General features: G+C 40.5%; 23 protein-coding genes. 13 read left to right on the top strand and 10 right to left on the bottom strand.

Annotated features, from left to right (window positions below; all coding sequences use genetic code 11):
* From AC4GME_RS08700 to AC4GME_RS08685, 4 genes are all read left to right on the top strand, one after another.
* The coding region (locus tag AC4GME_RS08700; RefSeq protein ID WP_490379242.1) for a penicillin-binding protein activator at positions 1–1,460 on the top strand (1,460 nt) is incomplete at its 5' end.
* Entirely contained in the window at positions 1,429–1,797 is a 369-nt protein-coding gene (locus AC4GME_RS08695) for a YraN family protein (protein WP_490378541.1), read from the top strand. The genes AC4GME_RS08700 and AC4GME_RS08695, both read left to right, overlap by 32 nt.
* 17 nt (positions 1,798–1,814) lie before the next feature.
* On the top strand, positions 1,815–2,399 hold the full coding sequence (locus tag AC4GME_RS08690) for a D-sedoheptulose-7-phosphate isomerase (RefSeq protein ID WP_490379245.1): 585 nt from the start codon (positions 1,815–1,817) through the stop codon (positions 2,397–2,399).
* 8 nt (positions 2,400–2,407) lie between these two features.
* Positions 2,408–2,995, top strand: coding sequence for a BON domain-containing protein (locus AC4GME_RS08685; protein ID WP_490379241.1), 588 nt, complete (start codon positions 2,408–2,410; stop codon positions 2,993–2,995).
* Between the two features lie 235 nt (positions 2,996–3,230).
* Here the strand turns inward: AC4GME_RS08685 and AC4GME_RS08680 are convergent, their stop codons facing one another.
* The 5 genes from AC4GME_RS08680 to hisS form a co-directional block, all read right to left on the bottom strand.
* A complete protein-coding gene (locus tag AC4GME_RS08680; protein WP_490377021.1) occupies positions 3,231–3,455 on the bottom strand; it encodes a zinc ribbon domain-containing protein in 225 nt (74 codons plus the stop codon).
* A 2-nt stretch (positions 3,456–3,457) separates the two neighbouring features.
* Entirely contained in the window at positions 3,458–4,924 is a 1,467-nt protein-coding gene (gene der / locus AC4GME_RS08675) for a ribosome biogenesis GTPase Der (RefSeq protein ID WP_490377022.1), read from the bottom strand.
* A 79-nt stretch (positions 4,925–5,003) separates the two neighbouring features.
* Positions 5,004–6,203: an outer membrane protein assembly factor BamB gene (bamB, locus tag AC4GME_RS08670; protein ID WP_490377023.1), complete on the bottom strand. Its 1,200-nt coding sequence runs from the start codon at positions 6,201–6,203 to the stop codon at positions 5,004–5,006.
* 13 nt (positions 6,204–6,216) lie between these two features.
* Positions 6,217–6,897 carry a tetratricopeptide repeat protein gene (locus AC4GME_RS08665; protein WP_490377024.1) on the bottom strand — a complete coding sequence of 227 codons (681 nt, stop codon included), beginning with the start codon at positions 6,895–6,897 and terminating at the stop codon, positions 6,217–6,219.
* A gap of 26 nt (positions 6,898–6,923) precedes the next feature.
* On the bottom strand, positions 6,924–8,198 hold the full coding sequence (gene hisS / locus AC4GME_RS08660; RefSeq protein ID WP_490377025.1) for a histidine--tRNA ligase: 1,275 nt from the start codon (positions 8,196–8,198) through the stop codon (positions 6,924–6,926).
* Positions 8,199–8,504: 306 nt separating this feature from the next.
* Here hisS and AC4GME_RS08655 point away from each other — a divergent pair, with 306 nt between their 5' ends.
* Complete coding sequence (locus tag AC4GME_RS08655) at positions 8,505–9,245, top strand: DUF2914 domain-containing protein (RefSeq protein WP_490377026.1); 741 nt, start codon at positions 8,505–8,507, stop codon at positions 9,243–9,245.
* Between the two features lie 187 nt (positions 9,246–9,432).
* Here the strand turns inward: AC4GME_RS08655 and rluB are convergent, their stop codons facing one another.
* The 3 genes from rluB to rnm form a co-directional block, all read right to left on the bottom strand.
* Positions 9,433–10,320, bottom strand: coding sequence for a 23S rRNA pseudouridine(2605) synthase RluB (rluB, locus tag AC4GME_RS08650; RefSeq protein ID WP_490377027.1), 888 nt, complete (start codon positions 10,318–10,320; stop codon positions 9,433–9,435).
* A 121-nt stretch (positions 10,321–10,441) separates the two neighbouring features.
* Positions 10,442–11,062, bottom strand: coding sequence for an L-threonylcarbamoyladenylate synthase (locus tag AC4GME_RS08645; RefSeq protein ID WP_490377028.1), 621 nt, complete (start codon positions 11,060–11,062; stop codon positions 10,442–10,444).
* Positions 11,059–11,931 (bottom strand): RNase RNM, encoded by an 873-nt coding sequence (gene rnm, locus AC4GME_RS08640; protein ID WP_490379240.1) that lies wholly within the window; start codon positions 11,929–11,931, stop codon positions 11,059–11,061. The genes AC4GME_RS08645 and rnm overlap by 4 nt, the downstream gene beginning before the upstream one ends.
* Positions 11,932–12,289: 358 nt before the next feature.
* Between rnm and AC4GME_RS08635 the strand changes: the two genes are divergently transcribed.
* From AC4GME_RS08635 to AC4GME_RS08600, 8 genes are all read left to right on the top strand, one after another.
* Positions 12,290–13,879 carry an anthranilate synthase component 1 gene (locus AC4GME_RS08635; protein WP_490377030.1) on the top strand — a complete coding sequence of 530 codons (1,590 nt, stop codon included), beginning with the start codon at positions 12,290–12,292 and terminating at the stop codon, positions 13,877–13,879.
* Positions 13,880–13,883: 4 nt separating this feature from the next.
* Positions 13,884–14,492, top strand: a complete 609-nt coding sequence (locus AC4GME_RS08630; RefSeq protein ID WP_490377031.1) for an aminodeoxychorismate/anthranilate synthase component II — start codon at positions 13,884–13,886, stop codon at positions 14,490–14,492.
* Positions 14,493–15,515, top strand: a complete 1,023-nt coding sequence (gene trpD / locus AC4GME_RS08625; protein WP_490377032.1) for an anthranilate phosphoribosyltransferase — start codon at positions 14,493–14,495, stop codon at positions 15,513–15,515. It begins immediately after the preceding gene.
* On the top strand, positions 15,509–16,930 hold the full coding sequence (gene trpCF / locus AC4GME_RS08620) for a bifunctional indole-3-glycerol-phosphate synthase TrpC/phosphoribosylanthranilate isomerase TrpF (protein WP_490379239.1): 1,422 nt from the start codon (positions 15,509–15,511) through the stop codon (positions 16,928–16,930). Before trpD ends, trpCF begins: the two co-directional genes overlap by 7 nt.
* A gap of 148 nt (positions 16,931–17,078) precedes the next feature.
* On the top strand, positions 17,079–18,266 hold the full coding sequence (trpB, locus tag AC4GME_RS08615) for a tryptophan synthase subunit beta (protein ID WP_490378006.1): 1,188 nt from the start codon (positions 17,079–17,081) through the stop codon (positions 18,264–18,266).
* A complete protein-coding gene (gene trpA, locus AC4GME_RS08610; protein ID WP_490378005.1) occupies positions 18,266–19,075 on the top strand; it encodes a tryptophan synthase subunit alpha in 810 nt (269 codons plus the stop codon). Before trpB ends, trpA begins: the two co-directional genes overlap by 1 nt.
* 42 nt (positions 19,076–19,117) lie before the next feature.
* Positions 19,118–19,669 (top strand): septation protein A, encoded by a 552-nt coding sequence (locus tag AC4GME_RS08605; protein WP_490378004.1) that lies wholly within the window; start codon positions 19,118–19,120, stop codon positions 19,667–19,669.
* A 2-nt stretch (positions 19,670–19,671) separates the two neighbouring features.
* Positions 19,672–19,971 (top strand): YciI family protein, encoded by a 300-nt coding sequence (locus AC4GME_RS08600; protein ID WP_490378003.1) that lies wholly within the window; start codon positions 19,672–19,674, stop codon positions 19,969–19,971.
* 295 nt (positions 19,972–20,266) lie between these two features.
* Here AC4GME_RS08600 and AC4GME_RS08595 read toward each other — a convergent pair whose 3' ends face one another.
* Together AC4GME_RS08595 and AC4GME_RS08590 are read right to left on the bottom strand one after the other, a co-directional pair.
* Positions 20,267–20,917: a hypothetical protein gene (locus AC4GME_RS08595; protein ID WP_490378002.1), complete on the bottom strand. Its 651-nt coding sequence runs from the start codon at positions 20,915–20,917 to the stop codon at positions 20,267–20,269.
* Between the two features lie 80 nt (positions 20,918–20,997).
* The coding region (locus AC4GME_RS08590) for a diguanylate cyclase (RefSeq protein ID WP_490379238.1) at positions 20,998–21,368 on the bottom strand (371 nt) is incomplete at its 5' end.

Raw genomic sequence — 21,368 nt, 5'->3', positions numbered from 1 at the left:
ATGAAGAAAAACAACAATATAACGATCTTCTTTTAACACAATTATCACTACTGCCAATTGAAGTTTTAAATCAGTCTCAAGCAGCTGCAAGCGAAGAGCTTGCAGAAGATGAAACGGCTGTAGAAAGTCAGGTTATAGAAAGTGACCCCTTTAAAGAGGGGTGGTATGCGCTAGCCAGCCTGTATCAGCGTTACCAATTACGTTCAAATCAATTGATTCGCTCTCTGGAAAACTGGAAAACACTTTATCCAGCACATCCCGTGCTCGCCTTTATGCCGACTCAATTAACTGACATTCATGAATTAAGCCCTTATCAACCTGAGAATATTGCAGTTTTAATCCCGCTTTCAGGACGCTTTCAGCAACAAGGAAAAGCAATTCAATACGGTTTGTTAGATGCATTTTATAAGCAGCAACAAGCCAATCGAGACTCTGAAGATGAGACGCTTGTTCGCTCCGCGCCTAAATTACATTTTTACGATACGCAAACACAAACCGCAGAGCAGATAATTGCTCAATTTGCAGCACAAAATATCGACTTTGTGATTGGCCCTCTGCTAAAAAGTGAAGTTAAAGCGTTTTTACCCTTAGTAACCAATATGCCTGTTTTAACGCTTAATAGTTTCTCACAGCAGCAGGCTGAAGAAAATTCTGAAGCACAGGAAAAGCAGGTAGCATGGCATTATGCTTTTCCACTTTCACCTGAAGATGAAGCAAAACAAGCCGCACAATTAATCGCTTTAGAGCAACATAAAAAACCGTTAGTAATAGCGCCAAATTCAGCTTACGGAAAACGCATCGCACAGACATTTAGTCAGCAGTGGCAGACATTAGACAATGAAAGCGAAACTCAAATTGAGTCGCATTTTTTCAATAATAAAGCGCAATTACCTCAGTTTATTGATCAGGTACTGCAAACAGATAAGAGTAAAAGACGCATCAATCAAATGAAGGCAATTACCAAGCTGCCTTTAAAATCAGAAGTACGCAGTCGCCGAGATATTGATGCTATATATATCATCAGCAAACGTGATGAACTTAATCTGCTAAAACCTTTTATTGAAGTTTCAATTAGTCCATTTGCTGCAACAGTGCCGCTGTACGCAAGCTCTCGCAGCCATCTTTTGGATCGTAACGGCATACAAAACAAAGAGCTTTCTAGTCTTATTTTCTCTGATATTCCATTTTTATTAGATGCTGAAAATAAAACATTTAAAGAGGTTCAACAGGCTTGGGATAAGCAGTCGTTTGCAACATTACGTTTATTTGCACTTGGTTTTGACAGCTATCAGCTTATTGAACAATTAATGCAACTGCAAAACAGTGAAAGTTACACTTATAAAGGTTTAGTTGGTCAACTCTCTTTAGATCAAACTAATACGGTTCAGGCTAAGTTAAGCTGGGCGAAATATCAGCAAGGAAAACTCATTGAAATTGCCACGCCTGTTTCAGCCGAGTAACTCTCAAGGGGTAAAATCCGAGAAACAAGCCCTCTCTTATTTACAAGAGCAGGGTTTGTCTTTAATTTGCCAGAATTATTATTGCCGTTTTGGTGAAATTGATTTAATCATGTTAGATCAGGATACCCTGGTTTTTATTGAAGTACGCTACCGTAAAAACAGTGATTTTGGTGGCGCATTAGCTTCCATAACAAAACGTAAACAGGATAAAATAATAAAAACTGCAAGACACTATTTAGCACAATTAGAAAATGAACCCTATTGCCGTTTTGACGCCATTGCCATTGATCAACAATCTAAACTACCAGAATGGATTCAAAACGCTTTTTCAGAATAAGATGAATATACATAATGATAAACGCTAAAATTCAAGCACATTTTGCCGAAAGCATTCAAACAAAAATAGTAGCAGCAGAAGCCTTGCCTGAGGTCATTGAAAAAGCGGCCAAAGCACTCTCTGCGGCATTAATTCGAGGTAATAAAATTCTCGTCTGTGGCAATGGTGGCGCGGCAGCACTAGCACAAATATTTGCTTCACATCTGCTTAATAAATATGAAACAGATCGCCCTTCACTTCCTGCGCTGGCCATCACAGCCGATTCAGCATTAGTTTCTGCAATTGCCACCGACAGCCACTTTGATGAAATTTATGCCAAACAAATTTCAGCACTGGCACAAAGCGGTGATGTACTGCTGGCAATCAGCCATGGCGGTAATAGCCGCAATATGATCAAAGCGGTAGAAACAGCACTTAGTAAATCAATTCAGATTATTGCATTAAACGGTGTTGATGGCGGCGAACTGGCGGGGTTATTAGGCTCCGATGATGTCGAAATCCGCGCACCGAGTGATAAAGGATCACGTATTGAAGAGATCCATCTACTGGTGATTAATTGCTTAAGTGATTTGATTGACCAACAACTTTTCCAACAACATTAAGAGCATTTATGAAAAAGCTTATTTTGACACTTTTTTTTATCTCCATTTTTTCACAGCTGCAAGGTTGTGCTGGCGGCTTAATTGTTATCGCAGGCACTGCTGTAGCGGTAAGCAGCGATGAACGCTCACTTTCGCAGCAATTAGATGACAGCTCAATGTCGGTCGCGGCTTTAGATAAAATCAATGAATTAAATATCAGCAATGAAAATATACGTATTAACTTAGTCAGTAATAGTGGTTATCTGTTAGTCGTAGGTCAGGTTACCGACCAACAAACTAAAGATACCATTGAACAAAAGTTAAATACCCTCAAGCAGGCAAAAGGAATTTATAACCAGTTACGAATATCCAAGCCGATCGGTTTCTCTCAGCAAAGCAAAGATAGCTGGATAACCACCAAAGTAAAAAGCCAGCTAACTGGCCATGATGATATTAATCCATTAAAAATTAAAGTGATTACCGAAAATGCAGAAGTATTTTTAATTGGTAGAGTCAGCGAAGAGATGGCAAAAGATGCTACCAATATCACCCGCAAGGTTGAGGGTGTAAAACAGGTAAACCGTGTATTTCAGCTGATTGAGAATGATACAAAATAAAAAAGTAATTACTCAGGTCGTTGCCATTTAAGCTTATTTCCGCGTTAAAAAATGCTCATTTAAACGACTAAACTGCGCTTTTTCGCCTTGAACTCAGCATAAATGGCTTAGCCTTGAGCATTTACACTCTTATTTAATATAAACACCTTAAATTATTGAGGTGCTGAGTAGTTACATAAAAAAAGGCTGAATCTTGCGATTCAGCCTTCTTCATTTAAAGAGTTTAATTTAAAAATCACAGCTCTTGTAGTGTATAAACAGCAGATGATTTACTTTTCAGTTCATTGCACTTATTACACCAGAAATTCACCGCCCCGCATGCCTGTAAACGCTCCAGTTCATCACCACACTTATCACATGCAGCATGCAATTTAAAATCGCTATCGCAAGCTTTGCAATGGCGTTTTAGTATACCACTACGCTCTAATTCGTGATTACATTTAGGACACTGCAATTCCATAACTATTTCCCTTTTTTGTGAAACTTCATCATACGCTTGCGCTTATGCATCTGATTAGGGGTAAGCTTGTTACGACGACCTTCAAACGGGTTACTTCCCTCTCGAAATTCGATACGAATGGGTGTTCCCATAATGCCGAGTGAACGACGGAAATAATTCATTAAATAACGTTTGTATGAATCAGCCAGTTTCTTAACTTGGTTACCGTGAATAACGATAAGTGGCGGGTTATAACCACCAGCATGCGCATAACGTAATTTAACACGACGACTTTGTACCATAGGGGGTTGATGATCATCAACCGCCATGCCCATAATACGCGTTAACATTGATGTTGAGATACGTTTCGTGGAAGAGTCATAAGCTTCTTCAACCGACTCATATAAATGCCCCACACCCGTTCCATGCAATGCTGAAATAAAGTGAATCTTTGCAAAGTCAATAAAACCAAGGCGACGATCTAATTCACTTTTAACACGCTCTTTATCATACTCTGTCATGCCATCCCATTTATTAACCGCGATCACGAGCGAGCGACCAGCATTTAGAGTATAGCCTAATAGCGATAAATCTTGATCTGAAATACCATCACGCGCATCAATAATGAGCATTACCACATTACTGTCTTCAATTGCTTTCAGCGTTTTGATTACCGAGAATTTTTCAACGGTTTCATTTACTTTTTTACGTTTACGCACACCGGCGGTATCAATCAGAATATATTCACGATCATCACGGCTCATCGGAATATAGATACTGTCACGTGTGGTACCGGGCATATCAAAAACAAGTACACGCTCTTCACCGAGAATACGGTTCGTCAGTGTTGATTTACCAACATTAGGGCGGCCAATTAAAGCCAGTTTAATAGGGAGATTTTTAAGACGCTCTTGTTCTTTTAGCAGCGCATCTTCATCTTCTTCAATATACTCAAGCTCTGATTCAAATTCATCTAATTCATCCTGCTCAGGAAGATCATCGAAAAAACCATCTAATGCGGTATCAATCATTTGGCGCACACCTTTACCATGTGCAGCAGCAATATGATAAACCTCACCTAATCCTAACGCGTAAAACTCACCACAAACAGAATCAGCATCAATTCCATCGGTTTTATTGGCAACAATAAATATATTTTTCTCTTGTTTACGTAGATGATCGGCAATCGCTTCATCAGCCACCGTCATGCCGGCACGTGCATCCACTAAGAATAAAACTGCATCGGCTTCTTCAATTGCCTGTAAAGACTGCCCTGCCATTAATGCATCAATGCCCTGCTCATCACCAGTGATACCACCGGTATCAATAACAATAAACTCTTTCTCATCGATCTTTGCTTGCCCGTATTTACGGTCTCGTGTTAAACCTGGAAAATCCGCAACCAACGCATCACGAGTACGAGTTAAGCGGTTAAATAAAGTCGATTTGCCCACATTCGGGCGGCCAACTAAAGCGATGACTGGTAACATATTTCAATCCTACTAAAACAAAAAAAACCCCTCGCCAAAAAAGACGAGGGGTTAGAGTATACAGTAAATAATTAAGTAATTATTCTACATTTAACGACGGTTTTTCAATGGCGATTATTTTACCACTGCGTGTCTGCAGATAAAGATAACCATCACTGGTAAATGGCTGCATATATAAACCATCAGAATCAAGATGTTGCTGTGCAACAAATAAACCATTATCTCGATTTATCCAGTGTAAGTAACCTTCGCCATCACCTACAACAATATATTCATTAGCAACGGTAACCCCAGTAACATTACGATATGATAACTGATCGTTTACCCAAAGCTCTTCACCAGAATTACGATCAACAGCAAAGATATAACCGCGATAATCACTTAAATAAAGTGTATTACCCGATAATGCAATATCACTATAGCCTGAGTATTTGCGAGCCCAAAGTTGTTGACCTTTAAGTAAATCAATTGCAACAAGGTTACCATTATAAGCGAGAGTATAAATAACACCGTTATTGATAACGGGTTTCATATCCGCATCAACCATTCGGTCTAACTCTGTTGCACCGTAAGGACGAGCAACAGGCAACTGCCAGAGCGGTCGACCATCTTCTAATAAAGCAACGGCAACAAAACCATCGGCACGGCCATAAACAACACCACCTTGTGAAATTGACGGTGTTGCGCTGCTACGCAATGTTAACTTAGGTTGCTTATTAGTTAACGTCCAAATCTCTTCACCTGTGGCACTGTCTAACGCAATTAAATCACCACGTGTTGTATGTACAACAACTTTGCCGTTTTCATAAACGGGTTGTGCAACGACTTCACCACTGACTTTCACCAACCATTTTAACTTGCCACTGTTTTTATCAAATGCTAAAACTTGCGCATTTTCAGTACCAATAAATAATGTATCCGTTGCTAAAGTGATACCGCCGGAGAAGCGTGCAGAACGATTTAATTGATTGCTTGGATCATCACGAAAATCAGTTTCCCAAAGTAATTTTCCGCTTGTCGGCGCAAATGCTTTTACCCGACCATCACGAGATGCAACATAAACACCTTGTTCATCAGCAACAGGTTGTAATTGCGAATAGTATTTATCAACACCATTACCAATACTTTGCTGCCAAGCTGTTTGCGGCTTATAAGTGGCTTCAAAATCAGGTAAATCAGCCATTATAACCACGTCATCTTCACTTGAAAAAAGAGAGCAGCCAGTTAATAAAAAAGTAGCACTGGAAATAACTGCAATACGCTTAAACCATTTTTTCATCTGTTATCTCAGTCTATTTTTCAGCGTCAAGAACAGGTGCTGCAACAGGCGCATCTGCGGATACGGCAAGATCATCAAATTGTAGCTGTAAAACAGGATCAATACGGCCTTGGCTTGCATTAATCGCATCTTGAAATGCAGATCGCGCTTTTTCCTGCTCACCTTGTTTCAGATAAACGCTGCCTTTCACCTGGTAAGCTTTTGCTAAAAAGCTCTTCTCAGAGATCAGCGCTAACGTAGCTAATGCTTCAGGATACTCTGCAAGCTCTGCTTGAACACGCGCTAAACGTAAGTTAATAACCGCATTAAGTGGCATATAGCTGTTTTGACTTTGTAACTGCACTAATTGTGTTTTAGCTAATGCAAAGTCTTTTTGCATTACCGCTTCTTTCGCAAGCAGTAAAGACGCTAATACGCCATAGTTATTATCAATATTATCGTTAACAAATGCGCTTATACTATCAAGCCCTTTCTCGCTGCCTTGTGCTTCAAACTGAACCAGCATATCTGAATAAGCTTGTGAGCTGCTTTCTTGACCACTAATAACCGATTCGTTATAAAAACGCCATCCCCATAAACCTGCTAAGCCAACAACTGCGCCGATAATTAAGGTGTTACCATTTTCTTTCCACCAATTTTTAATTGCATCAACTTGTTGTTCTTCAGTTTCGTAACCTTCGATAATGTCAACCACTTGTGATTCCTTATAATTTTAATACTTTAAAAATAGGTAGGTAATACCTTAATTAGCTCATCGATTGCAACCGTTTGTTGCGGTACATTGCCTTGTAACTCTTTTATTGTGACACAGCCACTATCCAACTCACTTTCACCAATAATTAACGCTAAACGTGCACCACTTTTATCTGCGCGTTTCATCTGTTTTTTAAAGTTACCCGCGCCACAATGATGCATCATTTTAAGCGATGGTAATTCAGTGCGGATAAGCTCGGCCATTTTAAACCCGGCAAGGGAAGTTTCTTCTCCAACTAATACGCTATACAGATCAACATCGCTTTTAACATCATCATTTAACTCTAATGTTTCCAGCATTAAAATAATGCGCTCAAGGCCCATTGCAAAACCAACTGCAGGGGTTGCTTTACCACCTAACTGCTCGACCAGACCATCGTAACGACCACCCGCACAGATTGTGCCTTGAGAGCCTAAGCTGCTTGTTACCCACTCAAATACAGTGCGATTGTAATAATCTAAACCACGTACTAAACGCTCATTAATGACGTATTTTACGCCAACGGCATCTAAGTATTTTTGTAACTGGGCGAAATGTTCAACCGATTCGGCATCAAGATGGTCAGAAAGTTTCGGTGCATCAACTAATAACGCTTGGATTTCTGGATTTTTGCTATCTAAAACACGCAAAGGGTTAGTAGTCATTCGACGTTTACTATCTTCGTCCAGCTTATCAACATGTTTTGATAAAAACTCAACTAGCGCTTCTTTATATAAAGCACGCGCTTCATTGCTACCCAGTGAATTCAACTGCAGTTCAACATGCTGATCAATGCCGAGTGCTTTCCATAAACGCGCTGAAAGTAAAATAACTTCCGCGTCGATATCCGCACTTGCCATGCCGAATGTTTCCACACCGAATTGATGGAATTGGCGGTAACGCCCTTTTTGTGGACGTTCATGTCGGAACATTGCACCTGTATACCATAAACGGCGTTCTTGGTTATATAACAAGCCATGCTCATTTCCGGCGCGCACACAAGAAGCTGTACCTTCAGGACGAAGGGTTAAACTGTCACCATTACGATCGGCAAAGGTATACATCTCTTTTTCAACAATATCGGTCACTTCACCAATTGAGCGTTTAAAAAGATTGGTATTTTCAACAATTGGCATACGAATTTCGGAATAACCGTAACTGCTGACAACTTGTCTAAATAACGATTCTAATTTTTGCCAAACAGGGGTTTGTTCAGGAAGGGTATCGTTCATGCCACGAATAGCTTGGATCTTTTTTGCCACAATGTTTTCCGAATACGTAAGTAAAATAATAAAATAGGGCGTTATTATAAGGGCTTTTCAGATTAGATGAAACCGCACTTAACGGATAAATAACAGAAATCTAATAACTAAGCGACGCTGCGCCGTACCTTAGCAACCCAAAGTAAAAAGGTGTTAATTTCCCCTGCATCCCCCTTCTACTTCAAGATGCGCATTCAAATAGTGAAGAATACTGCAGCAACTTCTTGGTTTTTTCACTCTTTTGCTTATAATGCCGCACAAATCAGCGATACCTATACTAGCATCAACGGACGAGAGCATTACAAAATGAATCCCCCAAAAAAATTCAAAATTCATATTAAGCTCCGAGCGCAAGAGGATAGAGTCGTTAAAGAGGAAACCGTCTATCTTTATCGTTGGGACAGAATCATAGGGACTTGTGCCGTTGTCATTATCGCAATTGCAGCGCTAATCAACTTTGGATTAAATGACTCAAAGCTGCAGAGCATTGATAGCGAGCAGCCAACAGCAGCTATAGCGCAACCTATGGATAAGAGCATATCCTCAGTTACTTACAAAGCAGAAAGTATTACAACACAACCAACCAGCGAAGCCGCTATTAAATCCACTAACGCCAGTAAAGAAAAAAACATTGAGATAACGGCTAAAACACAGAGCACAACAACAGCGCGGCCAAATACAGCACCAACAGCCCTTTTCACTCAATCCAGAACAGCAATATTTTCACCGCATATCAAACGCTTTGTGATTTCCAAAACGGTCAGAAATAAAGAGCCAGTAGGCAGCATCAAAGATATTCATTTTGACCACAACAATATTGCTACCGTATATGCATACTCCGATGCTATCGGTTTAAAAGATGAAACACTCTATTATCACTGGAGTTTGGATGGTAAAGCGGTAGCTAAGGTTAAAGTAAGTGTATGGTCTAATCGTTGGAGAAGTTATTCAAGTAAATTTATCCGCCCAAATATGCAGGGCGAATGGAAAATAACACTGCAGAACGGCAAAGGAGAAACTCTGGCAGTCAATCGATTCCGTTACTAGCTCATCCCAAAGTAGTTAAAAAATGCTGATTCAGCAGTTAGTTACGGCTTCTTTGGTGAAAGAAAGTGATTTATTGACAGAAAAAAAAATGCTAACGCATTGCTATAATTAGAATTAGTGTTTTTCACTGAATTTGCAAAAAAGCATACCTAAGTATGCTTTTTATATTGCAGTTTGTACGCAGAGATTAATTGCGCGTGCGGCTGGTATTACGACGACGTTCATTAGTCTTACGATGCTGACTGTGTTTTTTTACCGCACGACGAATACGTGCTTGGGTGTTTGTCACTTTGCTGACCTCAACACGAACTTTTGTTTCTGTTTCTTTAGGCATATCAACTAACTTACGTAAATAGTTTACCTCTTTGAGATTTAACTCAAGCCAACCACCTTGCGGTAACTGTTTATCTAAGTGGATATTACCGTAACGCACACGCATTAGACGGCTCACTTGTACACCTTGGCTTTCCCATAAACGACGTACTTCACGGGTACGCCCTTCGGTTAACACCACATGATACCAACGGTTAATGCCTTCACCACCAGCCTCTTTACCAGACTCTCTCACCGATAAAAACTTAGCTTCACCATCATCAAGTTTGACGCCCATGCGTAAACGGTTAAGCATCGCTTCGTCTACTTCGCCAAATACGCGTACCGCATATTCACGCTCAACTTCATTGCTTGGATGCATCATTTTATTGGCAAATTCGCCATCAGTGGTAAACAGAAGCAACCCAGATGTGTTGATATCCAAACGGCCAATGGAGATCCAACGCGCGCCATTTAAACGCGGTAAGCGTTCAAAAACCGTTTTACGCCCTTCTTCATCACTGCGGGTACAAATTTCACCTTCTGGCTTGTTATAGGCAAGAATACGGCAAACCACATTTTCGGCGGTTTTGTTTTTTACAACATGGCCATCAACACGGATAATCTGCTTTTCAGTAACACGCTCACCAAGTTGAACCACTTTACCATCAAGGCTAACCCGCCCTTCTGCAATCACGGTTTCCATTTTACGGCGAGAACCTAGACCTGCTCGTGCTAATACTTTCTGTAATTTTTCACTCATTTTAAATTTTCCTTTGGGTAATTCTCATTATGCCAACTGTGACCAAAAGGCCACCTCTAACTTTTTACTTACTACTTTTTACTTACTACTTTTTACTTACTACTTTTTACTTTACTTTCTTTTACTGAAATGGTGTTAAATCACCTGCACCTTCGCGGGTGATAACCACACCATCATCTGAAAAGTCGATCACTGTGGTAGGTGATTCACCTAAATAACCACCATTTAAAATCAACTCCACTTGATTCTCCAATTTATCGCGAATATCTTCAGGATCAAATTCGGTACTATCGGAGCCAGGTAAAATCAAACTGGTGGTCATTAATGGCTCACCAAGCTCTGCCAACAATGCTAAGGCAATCGCATTATCAGGAATGCGAATACCAATCGTGCGTTTTGCTGGATTCATCAAACGTTTCGGCAGATCTTTAGTGGATTTAAAGATAAAGGTATAGGCGCCAGGGGTATTATTTTTCAATGCACGGTATGCTTGATTATCCACACGCGCATAAGTAGCTATTTCAGAAAGATCGCGGCATACCAAGGTAAAGTTATGCTTTTTATCTAAATCGCGAATCTGGCAGATTTTATCTAAACCACGCTTGTTATCTATAGTACAACCCAAGGCATAACCTGAATCGGTCGGATAGATAATCACACCACCGCTTTTTAAGATTTCAACCGCTTGCTTCATCAGACGAATCTGCGGATTTTCAGGATGTACGTAAAAAAATTGACTCATTGTAGTATTTCTTCTTGTTGTTCTGCTAATAACTGATAACTTGGCCAATCAGACCAAATAGGTTTTGCTATTTCGGGCAGATGCAGTGCTTTACCTAAATCTCGCCAACGGCCGACAAAATGAAAATCACTACCTTGTGAAGCAAGTAAATCATATTCATTACTCCACATTGCTAATTGTAGGCGCATTTGCGGTGATTGTTGACCCATTGCCACTTCCATTGCATCGCCATTAAATTGTTTAAATTCAGTAAACAGACGACGCATCCATTTGTTTGATAAGTTGTAATGGTTAGGGTGCGCCAAAATAGCCTGTCCACCAGCTTGATGAATAACAGCAATTGCTTTATCAATATCCACCCAGTTATGGGGAACATAACCGGTATTGCCACGGCTTAGGTATTTATCAAATACTTTTGGGAAAGTTGGCGCTACACCAATTTCAACCAGGTGACGTGCAAAATGTGCACGTGTTATTGCGCCCTCGCCCGCTAAAACTTTCGCAGCTTCATAAACGCCGGGAATTTTAGCTTTTTCTAAACGACGCCCCATCTCAATAGCACGACTTTCGCGTTTCTCTTTTTGTAATTCAATTAAATCAATTAAAGCAGGATGCTGCGGGTTTATATTAACCCCTACCACATGAATTTCATGGTTTAACCAATTAGTGGTTATTTCAATACCGTTAATTAGCGTTAACTTTAAATCTTTCTCAATAATCGTTTGCCGCGCTTCAGCCAATCCATCAACCGTATCATGATCTGTAATTGCCAAAATATCGACTTGGCGATTCGCTGCCCGTTCAACTAATTCTCTGGCTGTTAACTGCCCATCTGAAGCCTTAGTATGTGAGTGAAGATCAATTAACATGAATATCCTAAAAATCATCTTGACATTAAAAGCATAATCGCAAAAAATGGGTGCCTAAATTTATGGGACGCATGATATATGATTTTAAATACAATTACTCTTAAAGATTCTTGGTGGCACTCATTCTCTTAAGCGAGCAATGAGGTTTTTGTATATTGTAATTTTCCCAAAAAACCAAATTTAAAAGCTCGCAAATTGCGGGCTTTTTTTGTATTTGGCGCTTTAAAATCAATAATAAAAATAAAATTAGAGAAATAAAATGAACAGAATAAATATCCTTAAACAGTGTTGGCGATGGCAATAATCAAAACGGAAATTGAAAAAGCCATAACGTACTGAATTTTAAAAGGATTACAAAATGAATACACTTCACCCGATTGGGGTTTTAAAAAACGTTGAAGTCGATTGTGCATATACTGAAAACTCACTCGCTTTATTCCAAAGCATAACGGGAAATAGCGATAATCATCTGCTTTTTGACTCTGCTGAAATAGAAAGCAAAGCACATCTTAAAAGTTTAATGCTGATAGATGCCTGCATGAAAATCACCTGCCACGGTTTAGTGGTTACCTTCGACGCATTAACCGATAACGGTAAAGACTTACTCACTTTTATTACTCCGCAATTTTCAACGCAACTTATCAGCCAGCAATCAGCAACTCAATTACAACTCACCTTTCCAAAATCAGATAGCAGTGGTGATGAAGATCAGCGCCTGAAATCCGCATCTCCCGTTGATGCGCTGCGCTGTATCGTTGATAAAATAAAAAAACAATCCTCACATAACCAAGCACTGTTCCTTGGTGGGGTTTTTGCTTATGACTTTATCGCCACATTTGAAGATCTGATGGCGGTGCCTGAAAGTGATAATATCTGCCCTGACTTTATGTTTTATGTTGCAGAAACGCTGTTAATTCAAGATCATCAAACACAAAAAAGTCAGATACTTGGCAGCGTTTTCGGCGGATTATATTCTGATGAAAATGAGCAACGTATTGAATCTCGTCTTGAAGAGTTACAAGCATTATGCACAAACTTTGTTATACCCGACAATCAAATTACCCCTTTAGTCGGCAAAGTAAGCACGGATGTTTCCGACAAGCAATATTGTAATATTGTAAAACAACTGAAAGAGTACATAGTAAAAGGTGATATTTTCCAGGTAGTGCCTTCGCGCAGTTTTTCACTCTCTTGTCCCAATCCGATAGCTGCTTATGCCAAACTAAAAGAAACAAATCCGAGCCCTTACATGTTTTATCTGAAAGACAGTAATTTTGTTTTGTTTGGCGCATCACCTGAAAGTGCGTTGAAATATACACAAAGCAGCAATGAGGTGGAGATTTACCCAATTGCAGGCACTCGTACACGTGGTTTTAATAGCGACGGTTCAATCAATAAAGATTTGGACAGTCGATTAGAGCTGGAACTGCGCTTAGATAAAAAAGAGACTTCAGAACATTTAATGCTGGTTGATTTGGCACGTAATGATGTTGCACGTATCAGTGAGCCGGGCTCGCGTCATGTTGCCGATCTGCTGAAAGTTGACCGCTACAGTCATGTAATGCATTTAGTGTCACGCGTGGTTGGCAAATTACGCAGCGATTTAGATGCGCTGCACGCTTATCAGGCCTGTATGAATATGGGGACTCTGGTTGGCGCGCCAAAAATTCGAGCATCTGATCTGGTGCGCCAAGTCGAGAAAAAACGTCGCGGCAGTTACGGTGGTGCAGTCGGTTATATCAACGGTTGTGGTGATATGGATACCTGTATTGTTATCCGCTCTGCATTTGTTAAAGATGGTATTGCGCAGGCACAAGCGGGAGCAGGGGTAGTTTTTGACTCCAATCCGCAATCTGAAGCCGATGAAACACGCGGTAAAGCCGCCGCTGTTTTAAATGCAATAGCACTTGCACACGGTACAACACTCGCAAACGTTTCGGGAGAATAAGCAGATGCATACAACTAAAAAACAGACACTCTTTTTTCTTGATAACTTTGATTCATTTACTTACAACCTGGTTGATCAATTTAAAGCGCTTGGTTATCCGGTAAAAATTTATCGTAATAGTTTATCAGCACAGCAAGTTAAAGCACATATTGACGCTTGTGAAAATGAAGCCGTTTTAATTCTTTCACCCGGCCCCGGCACGCCAAGTGCAGCAGGCTGTCTGATTGAGTTAATCGGTTTATGTAAAGGTCAAATCCCGATGATAGGCATCTGCCTAGGTCATCAAGCCCTGATTGAGCAATATGGTGGTATTGTCGGTCAAGCCGAGCAAATTATGCACGGTAAATCATCTTTAATCGACCATTGTGGCGATCGTATGTTTGCCGGATTAAGTCAGCCTCTATCTGTAGCCCGTTATCACTCACTGGTTGGTTCAAAAGTGCCTGATTCACTGGAAGTGGTCGCTGATTTTAACGGTATGTGCATGGCTGTTTACAATGAAAAAGATAAGGTGATCGGTTTTCAGTTCCATCCCGAATCGATTTTAACCTGTGAAGGTGCAAAGTTATTAGAAACCAGTTTAAATCTGGTCACAAACATGGAGACAGTTTAAATGAGTCAGTTCAATATTCATCAGGTTTTAGAGCAACTGTATGCAGGGAAATCGCTTTCAAGCGAACAAAGCCAAGCTTTTTTCGAGCATGTTGTACAAGGTGAAATCGATCCGATTATTTTATCTTCGGTTTTAACAGCACTGAAAATAAAAGGTGAAACCCCGGAAGAGATAACCGGGGCTGCGCAGGCGCTACTCGCTCATGCGAAAAGCTTCCCGCGCCCGGATTACGACTTTGCCGATATTGTCGGTACTGGCGGTGACGGTTTAGGCACTATTAATATTTCCACAGCCAGTGCATTTGTAGCGGCAGCTTGTGGTCTGAAAGTATGTAAACATGGCAGTCGCAGTGTCTCGAGTAAATCTGGCTCATCAGATCTGCTTGCGGCATTTGGCATTAATTTAAATATGAGCCCGGAAGTCGCACGCCAATGTTTAGATGATATCAATATCTGCTTTATTTTTGCGCCGCAATATCATGCAGGAATGCGCTTTGCAGCACCTGTACGTGCTGCGCTGAAAACTCGCTCTATCTTTAATGTATTAGGTCCACTGGTTAACCCTGCTCGCCCTGACTTTGAGCTGATGGGCGTTTATGCTCCTGAGCTTTTAAAACCGATTGCTGAAGTACATAAGCAGCTGGGCATGAAACGCGTGATGGTGGTTTTTGGCAGCGGCTTAGATGAAGTGGCACTGCATGGTGAAACACAAGTTGCCGAACTGATTGATGGGCAAATAAAAGAATATACGTTAACACCCGCTGATTTCGGCGTACAGAGTTACCCTGTGGAAGCTATTTTTGGCGGCGATGCTACAGAGAACAAAGTCATTATCGAAAAAATATTACAAGGTAAAGGCACTGCTGCACAACAAGCGGCCGTTGCCATTAACGTATCTGCCTTATTAGTTTTAAACGGTCTCGCAGATAACTTTAAACAGGGTACAACAATGGCACTGGATATGATGTTAACCGGTAAACCTTTACAATTAGTTCAACAATTAGCGGAGCAAAGCCAATGTTAAATGATCAAAGTCTGCAAGATACAATTCTTGGTAAAATTGTTGATGATAAAGCACAGTGGGTTAAAGCCCGCAAGCAGCAACAACCTTTAATTAAGTTTAAAGATGAGCTAACTATGAGTAGCCGTAATTTTTATGCTGCATTAGATCAAGATAAAAGCGTATTTATTTTAGAGTGTAAAAAAGCCTCTCCGTCAAAAGGCCTTATTCGTGAAGAGTTCGATTTAGATCTGATTGCCGGGACTTATAAAAACTACGCCAGCGCAATCTCAGTGTTAACTGATGAAAAATATTTTCAAGGTGATTTTGAATATGTCAGAAAAGTACGTGAACAGGTTTCGCAACCCGTTCTGTGCAAAGACTTTATTATTGATCCCTACCAGATTTACCTGGCTCGCCACTATAAAGCGGATGCAGTTTTATTAATGTTATCTGTCTTAGATGATGATGCTTATCAAGCTTACCGTGATACGGCGCATAGCCTGAATATGGGCGTATTAACCGAAGTCAGTAATGAACATGAACTGGTACGGGCAATCGCATTAGGTGCAAAAATCATTGGTATCAATAACCGTAATCTGCGCGATCTGAGCATCGATCTGAACCGCACTAAAGAGTTGGCAGCTAAAATTCCAGCTGACCGCATTGTCATTTCAGAATCAGGTATCTACAACCATTCACAGGTAAAAGATTTAAGTAAACATGCCAATGGCTTTTTAGTGGGCAGCTCGATTATGAGCCAACACAATATCGATAGAGCTTGCCGCCGTTTAATACTCGGTGAGAACAAGGTTTGCGGGTTAATGCATCCGCGCAGCGCAGCTGATGTTTATCAAGCCGGTGCCATTTATGGTGGTTTGATTTTTGTCGAAAAATCACCGCGTTATGTGGATATGGAACAAGCCCGCTTAACCATGGCCGGCGCACCACTGTTATATGTTGGTGTTTTCCAAAATGAAGATCCTGAGCTTGTCGCTTATACCGTCAAACAACTTGGTCTTAGCGCAGTGCAGCTGCATGGTGATGAAACGCCTAAATATGTAAAAACATTACGCGCTCTGCTTCCGAAAACATGTGAAATTTGGAAAGCCTACGGTGTTAGCGAAAATCTACCTGATTTAAGCAAGTTCAATGTAGATAAACATCTGCTTGATACTCGCGTTGCCAACCAAAGTGGCGGTACCGGTCAAGTATTCGACTGGTCACTGCTTGATAACGCTGATTTAGATAAAAACAAAATTATGCTTGCAGGTGGATTAACACCTGAAAATGCACAGCAAGCAGCACTTATTGGTTGTGCAGGTTTAGATTTCAACTCCGGCGTAGAAAGTGCACCGGGTAAAAAAGATAAAAGCAAAATTGACGCCGCATTTGCAGCAATTACAAGTTACGTGCAACGTAATTCAGAAAAGGTATAAATACAATGGAAAAACTGCCCCCTTACTTTGGTGAGTTTTTCTTGGGGATTCGCTATGTATGTTGCACAAATTAATATGCAACACGCAACGCTTACATCTTATATAAAGCTTTATTTACCTATTAAAAAATGAAAAAGGTATCAGTACAATGGAAAAATTAAACCCTTACTTTGGTGATTTCGGTGGTATGTATGTTCCACAGATCCTTGTTCCAGCATTAAAACAGCTAGAAGCTGAATTTATAAAAGCACAGTCAGATCCTGAATTTATTGCTGAGTTTTCTGAATTATTAACTGAATATGCAGGTCGCCCTACCCCGCTGACCCTGTGCCGTAACTTAACCAAAGGCAAAAAAAGTAAACTTTACCTTAAGCGTGAAGATCTACTCCATGGCGGTGCGCATAAAACCAACCAGGTATTAGGTCAGGCATTACTTGCTAAACGTATGGGCAAAAATGAGATTATTGCGGAAACAGGGGCTGGACAACACGGCGTGGCAACGGCATTGGCTTGTTCATTATTAGGCTTAAAATGTAAAATATATATGGGTGCAGTGGATTGCGAACGTCAAAAACCTAATGTATTCCGCATGCGTTTAATGGGCGCGGAAGTGATTCCTGTTACCTCTGGCTCATCAACACTAAAAGATGCTTGTAATGAAGCGCTGCGTGATTGGGCCGGCAGCTATGAAACGACCCACTATTTATTAGGAACAGCTGCAGGCCCGCATCCGTTCCCGATAATTGTACGTGAATTCCAAAAAATGATTGGCGAAGAAGCGAAGCAGCAGTGTTTGAAAAAAGAGGGCATTCTACCTAATAAAGTGATTGCCTGTGTGGGCGGCGGCTCGAATGCCATTGGCATTTTTAACGATTTTATCGAAGATGAAAATGTTGAACTTATTGGTGTTGAACCAGGCGGTCATGGCATCGAAACAGGTGAACATGGTTGCCCTATCTCCTATGGTTCAAAAGGCATTTTCTTCGGTATGCATTCATTAATGATGCAGGATAAACATGGCCAGGTAAAAGAGTCATACTCAATCTCTGCAGGCCTGGATTTCCCGTCGGTCGGACCACAACATGCGCACCTTGCACAAACAGGCCGCGCGCAATATGTTAACGCAACCGATGATGAAGCATTAGCTGCTTTCAAAATCCTTGCTGAGCAAGAAGGTATTATCCCAGCTCTTGAGTCTGCACATGCATTAGCACATGCACTTAAAATTATTGAACGCGATGATAAAGAGCAGATCATTATCGTTAATTTATCGGGCCGTGGTGATAAAGATATCTTTACTGTCGCAGAAATTTTTGAAAAAAGAGGAATAATGTAATGAACAAACGTTACCAGGCTTTATTTAACCGTCTTGAAACTGAGAACCAGGGTGCATTTGTTCCTTTTGTAACAATTGGCGATCCAAACCGTGAACTTTCCATTAAAATTATTGACACATTAGTAACAGCTGGCGCTGATGCGCTGGAATTAGGGATCCCTTTTTCAGACCCTGTTGCCGATGGTGTGGTTATTCAAGATGCTTCTACCCGAGCTTTACAAGCAGGCATTACACCGGATAGCTGTTTTGAAATCATTGCTGAAATTCGTAAACTGCACCCGACAGTGCCTATCGGTTTATTACTGTACGTGAACCTTGTTTACCGTAACGGCATTGAATACTTTTATCAGCGTTGTGCTGATGCCGGGGTTGATTCAGTGTTAATTGCAGATGTACCACTTGAAGAGAGCGCTCCCTATCGCGCAGCCGCCAAAAAGTTTGGCGTTCAGCAGATTTTTATCGCGCCACCAAACGGTGATCAGGAAACACTGCAAAAAGTAGCTGAATTAAGTGAGGGTTATACCTACTTACTCAGTCGAGCAGGGGTAACGGGCGCAGAAGCAAAAGCAGGCATGCCTGTTGACCATATGTTAGAAACCTTAAATAAACATGATGCGCCACCATCACTGCTTGGTTTTGGTATTTCTAAACCAGGGCAGGTAAAAGAAGCAATTAAATCAGGAGCAGCTGGTGTGATATCTGGCTCAGCGGTAGTTAAAGTTATCCAAGAAAACCTTGATAACCCGGAACTGTTACTGGCTAAGATGCACAAGTTCATCAGCAAAATGAAACTAGCAACACATAAATAATGTGTTAAAGTGGCTCGGTAAACTTTATTAGAAGAGACAAATATGAAACAGTTTTTTGAATTCATCCCCTTGGTTATCTTTTTTGCCATCTACAAGATGGTTGATATTTATGCGGCTACAGCATCATTAATGGTAACAACGGGCTTAATGCTTGCTTATAACTATTTCAAAAATGGTAAAGCTGAAAAAATGCATATCATCACCTTTTTGATGGTATTGGTATTTGGTAGCTTAACCTTGATCTTACATGATGATGTCTTTATTAAATGGAAAGTAACAGTCGTTTATGCCCTGTTTGCTCTCGCTTTATTAGTAAGCCAATTTATCTTTAAAAAACCGATTATCAAACAGATGTTAGGTAAAGAGCTCAGCTTACCGGATAATATCTGGAATAACCTCAATGCTGCCTGGGCACTATTTTTTGCTGGATTAGGGATTTTAAATATCTATGTTGCGTTTAACCTGCCGCAAGATGTTTGGGTGAATTTTAAAGTATTTGGACTGTTAGGTGTAACTCTTGCCTTTACTGTATTAAGTGGTATCTACCTCTATAAATACTTACCCGTAACAGCAGAAAAAGAAACTAAGGAATAATCATGTTATACGTCATTTTTTCACAGGATGTAAAAGACAGCTTAGCACTGCGCCAACAAGCTCGCCCTGCACATTTAAGCCGTTTACAAGAATTGAATGACCAAGGACGCTTATTTGTTGCCGGCCCCAACCCAGCCATTGACAGTGAAGATCCAAGCGATGCCGGCTTTACAGGTTCAACGGTGATCGCCGAGTTTGATTCATTACAAGATGCGCAAGTCTGGGCGGATGCCGATCCTTATGTTGAAGCTGGTGTTTACGCTAAAGTAATTGTTAAACCGTTTAAAAAGGTTTTACCTTAGCCAGCAAACAGAATATTTAAATAATTAAAATCCGCTGTTAAGCCATTAACAGCGGATTTTTTTATGCTTTTTTAATAGAGCTTATAGTATTTGCTGCAGCTAAAATCGCTCTGCCAACTTTTAAATCGCCGTAATCAGTATCATTTGTCCTGCTACGGGGGCTCGCTTTCTCCCAGTAGCGAGCAAAATCGAAGTTCCTTACCAGTAAAGTCGATTTGAATGATCATGCACTGCTTGAACGATTGCGCTAAGGCGCATTTCGCCCCCAACGACTTAAAAGCTAACTTGAAAATACCTACTGAGCATTGTTTGATTGTTTAGCTAACTTCATAAATAATGGCATAGCTTTTTCAAATAAGGGCTGCATTTTTATTATTTTGCTTTTTTTATTTATTCTGCCAACTACTTCCATTGCCGGGCGGAATCTTAATTTGAAATTTTGTTCATCTTCTTCAACACAAAACTCATCTTCAGAGAAGTGCCCTTCTTCTGCATATTCCTTAAAAACATTTACCAATACGCTCATGCTTGGCCCGGAAACTGTGTGTTGTGCTAATGTCATGCCTACAGCATTGGAGAGAGTAATTTCAAATGGATTTGAGCGATAAGCTAATACTTTATATATTTTCCTTAATTGCTTCGAGGTGGGTTGAGCTGCAGTATGAACAGTACCCTCGATAGAAAAACGTACCAATTGCTCTTTAGCCATAAATTTGATCATATCGGTATCAAGAATGGACTCGTTTTTACTAAGAAATTCGGGTAACAACTTTAATATATCTAGATGATTTTTGCGTTTAATGCAGTTGCTACGATCTAAGTGTAACAAGCTACCATCTGGCAGAATATAACCTGCTTCATTGATGTTATTGGTTAAACCAAGCACTTCTATGAGTTTGTCAGTATCGTTATCAGGAATATCGGTATATTCAGATTTTATGTTCATAATTTTCCTAAAATTTATAGTAATATATTGCTTTAGTGTTTTTTGTTGCTGGTGATAAATTCTGCTTTAGATGTTTTGCACTAGAGCCTTTCCGCAGCATTCAGCACTGCAGCTTTATCTTTGTAAAAACCGATGATAATAAACTCCTCTCCGCCATATCGAATGCAGTAGTCCTTCGGCCTTGTATTGGCTGTTCTGATGGTTGCAAGCTGCCTCAGGACCTTGTCGCCGTGGGCATTCCAGAAGGTGTCGTTTATCTTCTTGAAATGATCGACATCGATGAATGTTACCGCAAGAACCTGCACCCTGAGCCGTTTCTGCGTTCTCAGAATTGTCGGGATCATTTCATACATGAATCCCGTGTTATATAAGTTGGTCAAAGGATCACGGATAGATAACTCTTTTAACTGGCGTATGGAATTATTGCTTATAAACATTGACGCTATAACAA

The sequence above is a fragment of the Psychromonas sp. genome (assembly GCF_983033635.1).
The sequence above is the reverse complement of the archived record's forward strand: the minus strand, read 5'-3'. Positions and strand labels throughout refer to the sequence as shown.

Bases quoted from the DNA above. Each gene is read 5' to 3' on its own strand.
- AC4GME_RS08685 (WP_490379241.1), top strand. From the start codon at position 2,408: ATGAAAAAGCTTATTTTGACACTTTTTTTTATCTCCATTTTTTCACAG.
- AC4GME_RS08680 (WP_490377021.1), bottom strand. From the start codon at position 3,455: ATGGAATTGCAGTGTCCTAAATGTAATCACGAATTAGAGCGTAGTGGT.
- der (WP_490377022.1), bottom strand. From the start codon at position 4,924: ATGTTACCAGTCATCGCTTTAGTTGGCCGCCCGAATGTGGGCAAATCG.
- bamB (WP_490377023.1), bottom strand. From the start codon at position 6,203: ATGAAAAAATGGTTTAAGCGTATTGCAGTTATTTCCAGTGCTACTTTT.
- AC4GME_RS08655 (WP_490377026.1), top strand. From the start codon at position 8,505: ATGAATCCCCCAAAAAAATTCAAAATTCATATTAAGCTCCGAGCGCAA.
- rluB (WP_490377027.1), bottom strand. From the start codon at position 10,320: ATGAGTGAAAAATTACAGAAAGTATTAGCACGAGCAGGTCTAGGTTCT.
- AC4GME_RS08645 (WP_490377028.1), bottom strand. From the start codon at position 11,062: ATGAGTCAATTTTTTTACGTACATCCTGAAAATCCGCAGATTCGTCTG.
- rnm (WP_490379240.1), bottom strand. From the start codon at position 11,931: ATGTTAATTGATCTTCACTCACATACTAAGGCTTCAGATGGGCAGTTA.
- AC4GME_RS08635 (WP_490377030.1), top strand. From the start codon at position 12,290: ATGAATACACTTCACCCGATTGGGGTTTTAAAAAACGTTGAAGTCGAT.
- AC4GME_RS08630 (WP_490377031.1), top strand. From the start codon at position 13,884: ATGCATACAACTAAAAAACAGACACTCTTTTTTCTTGATAACTTTGAT.
- trpD (WP_490377032.1), top strand. From the start codon at position 14,493: ATGAGTCAGTTCAATATTCATCAGGTTTTAGAGCAACTGTATGCAGGG.
- trpCF (WP_490379239.1), top strand. From the start codon at position 15,509: ATGTTAAATGATCAAAGTCTGCAAGATACAATTCTTGGTAAAATTGTT.
- trpB (WP_490378006.1), top strand. From the start codon at position 17,079: ATGGAAAAATTAAACCCTTACTTTGGTGATTTCGGTGGTATGTATGTT.
- trpA (WP_490378005.1), top strand. From the start codon at position 18,266: ATGAACAAACGTTACCAGGCTTTATTTAACCGTCTTGAAACTGAGAAC.
- AC4GME_RS08605 (WP_490378004.1), top strand. From the start codon at position 19,118: ATGAAACAGTTTTTTGAATTCATCCCCTTGGTTATCTTTTTTGCCATC.
- AC4GME_RS08600 (WP_490378003.1), top strand. From the start codon at position 19,672: ATGTTATACGTCATTTTTTCACAGGATGTAAAAGACAGCTTAGCACTG.
- AC4GME_RS08595 (WP_490378002.1), bottom strand. From the start codon at position 20,917: ATGAACATAAAATCTGAATATACCGATATTCCTGATAACGATACTGAC.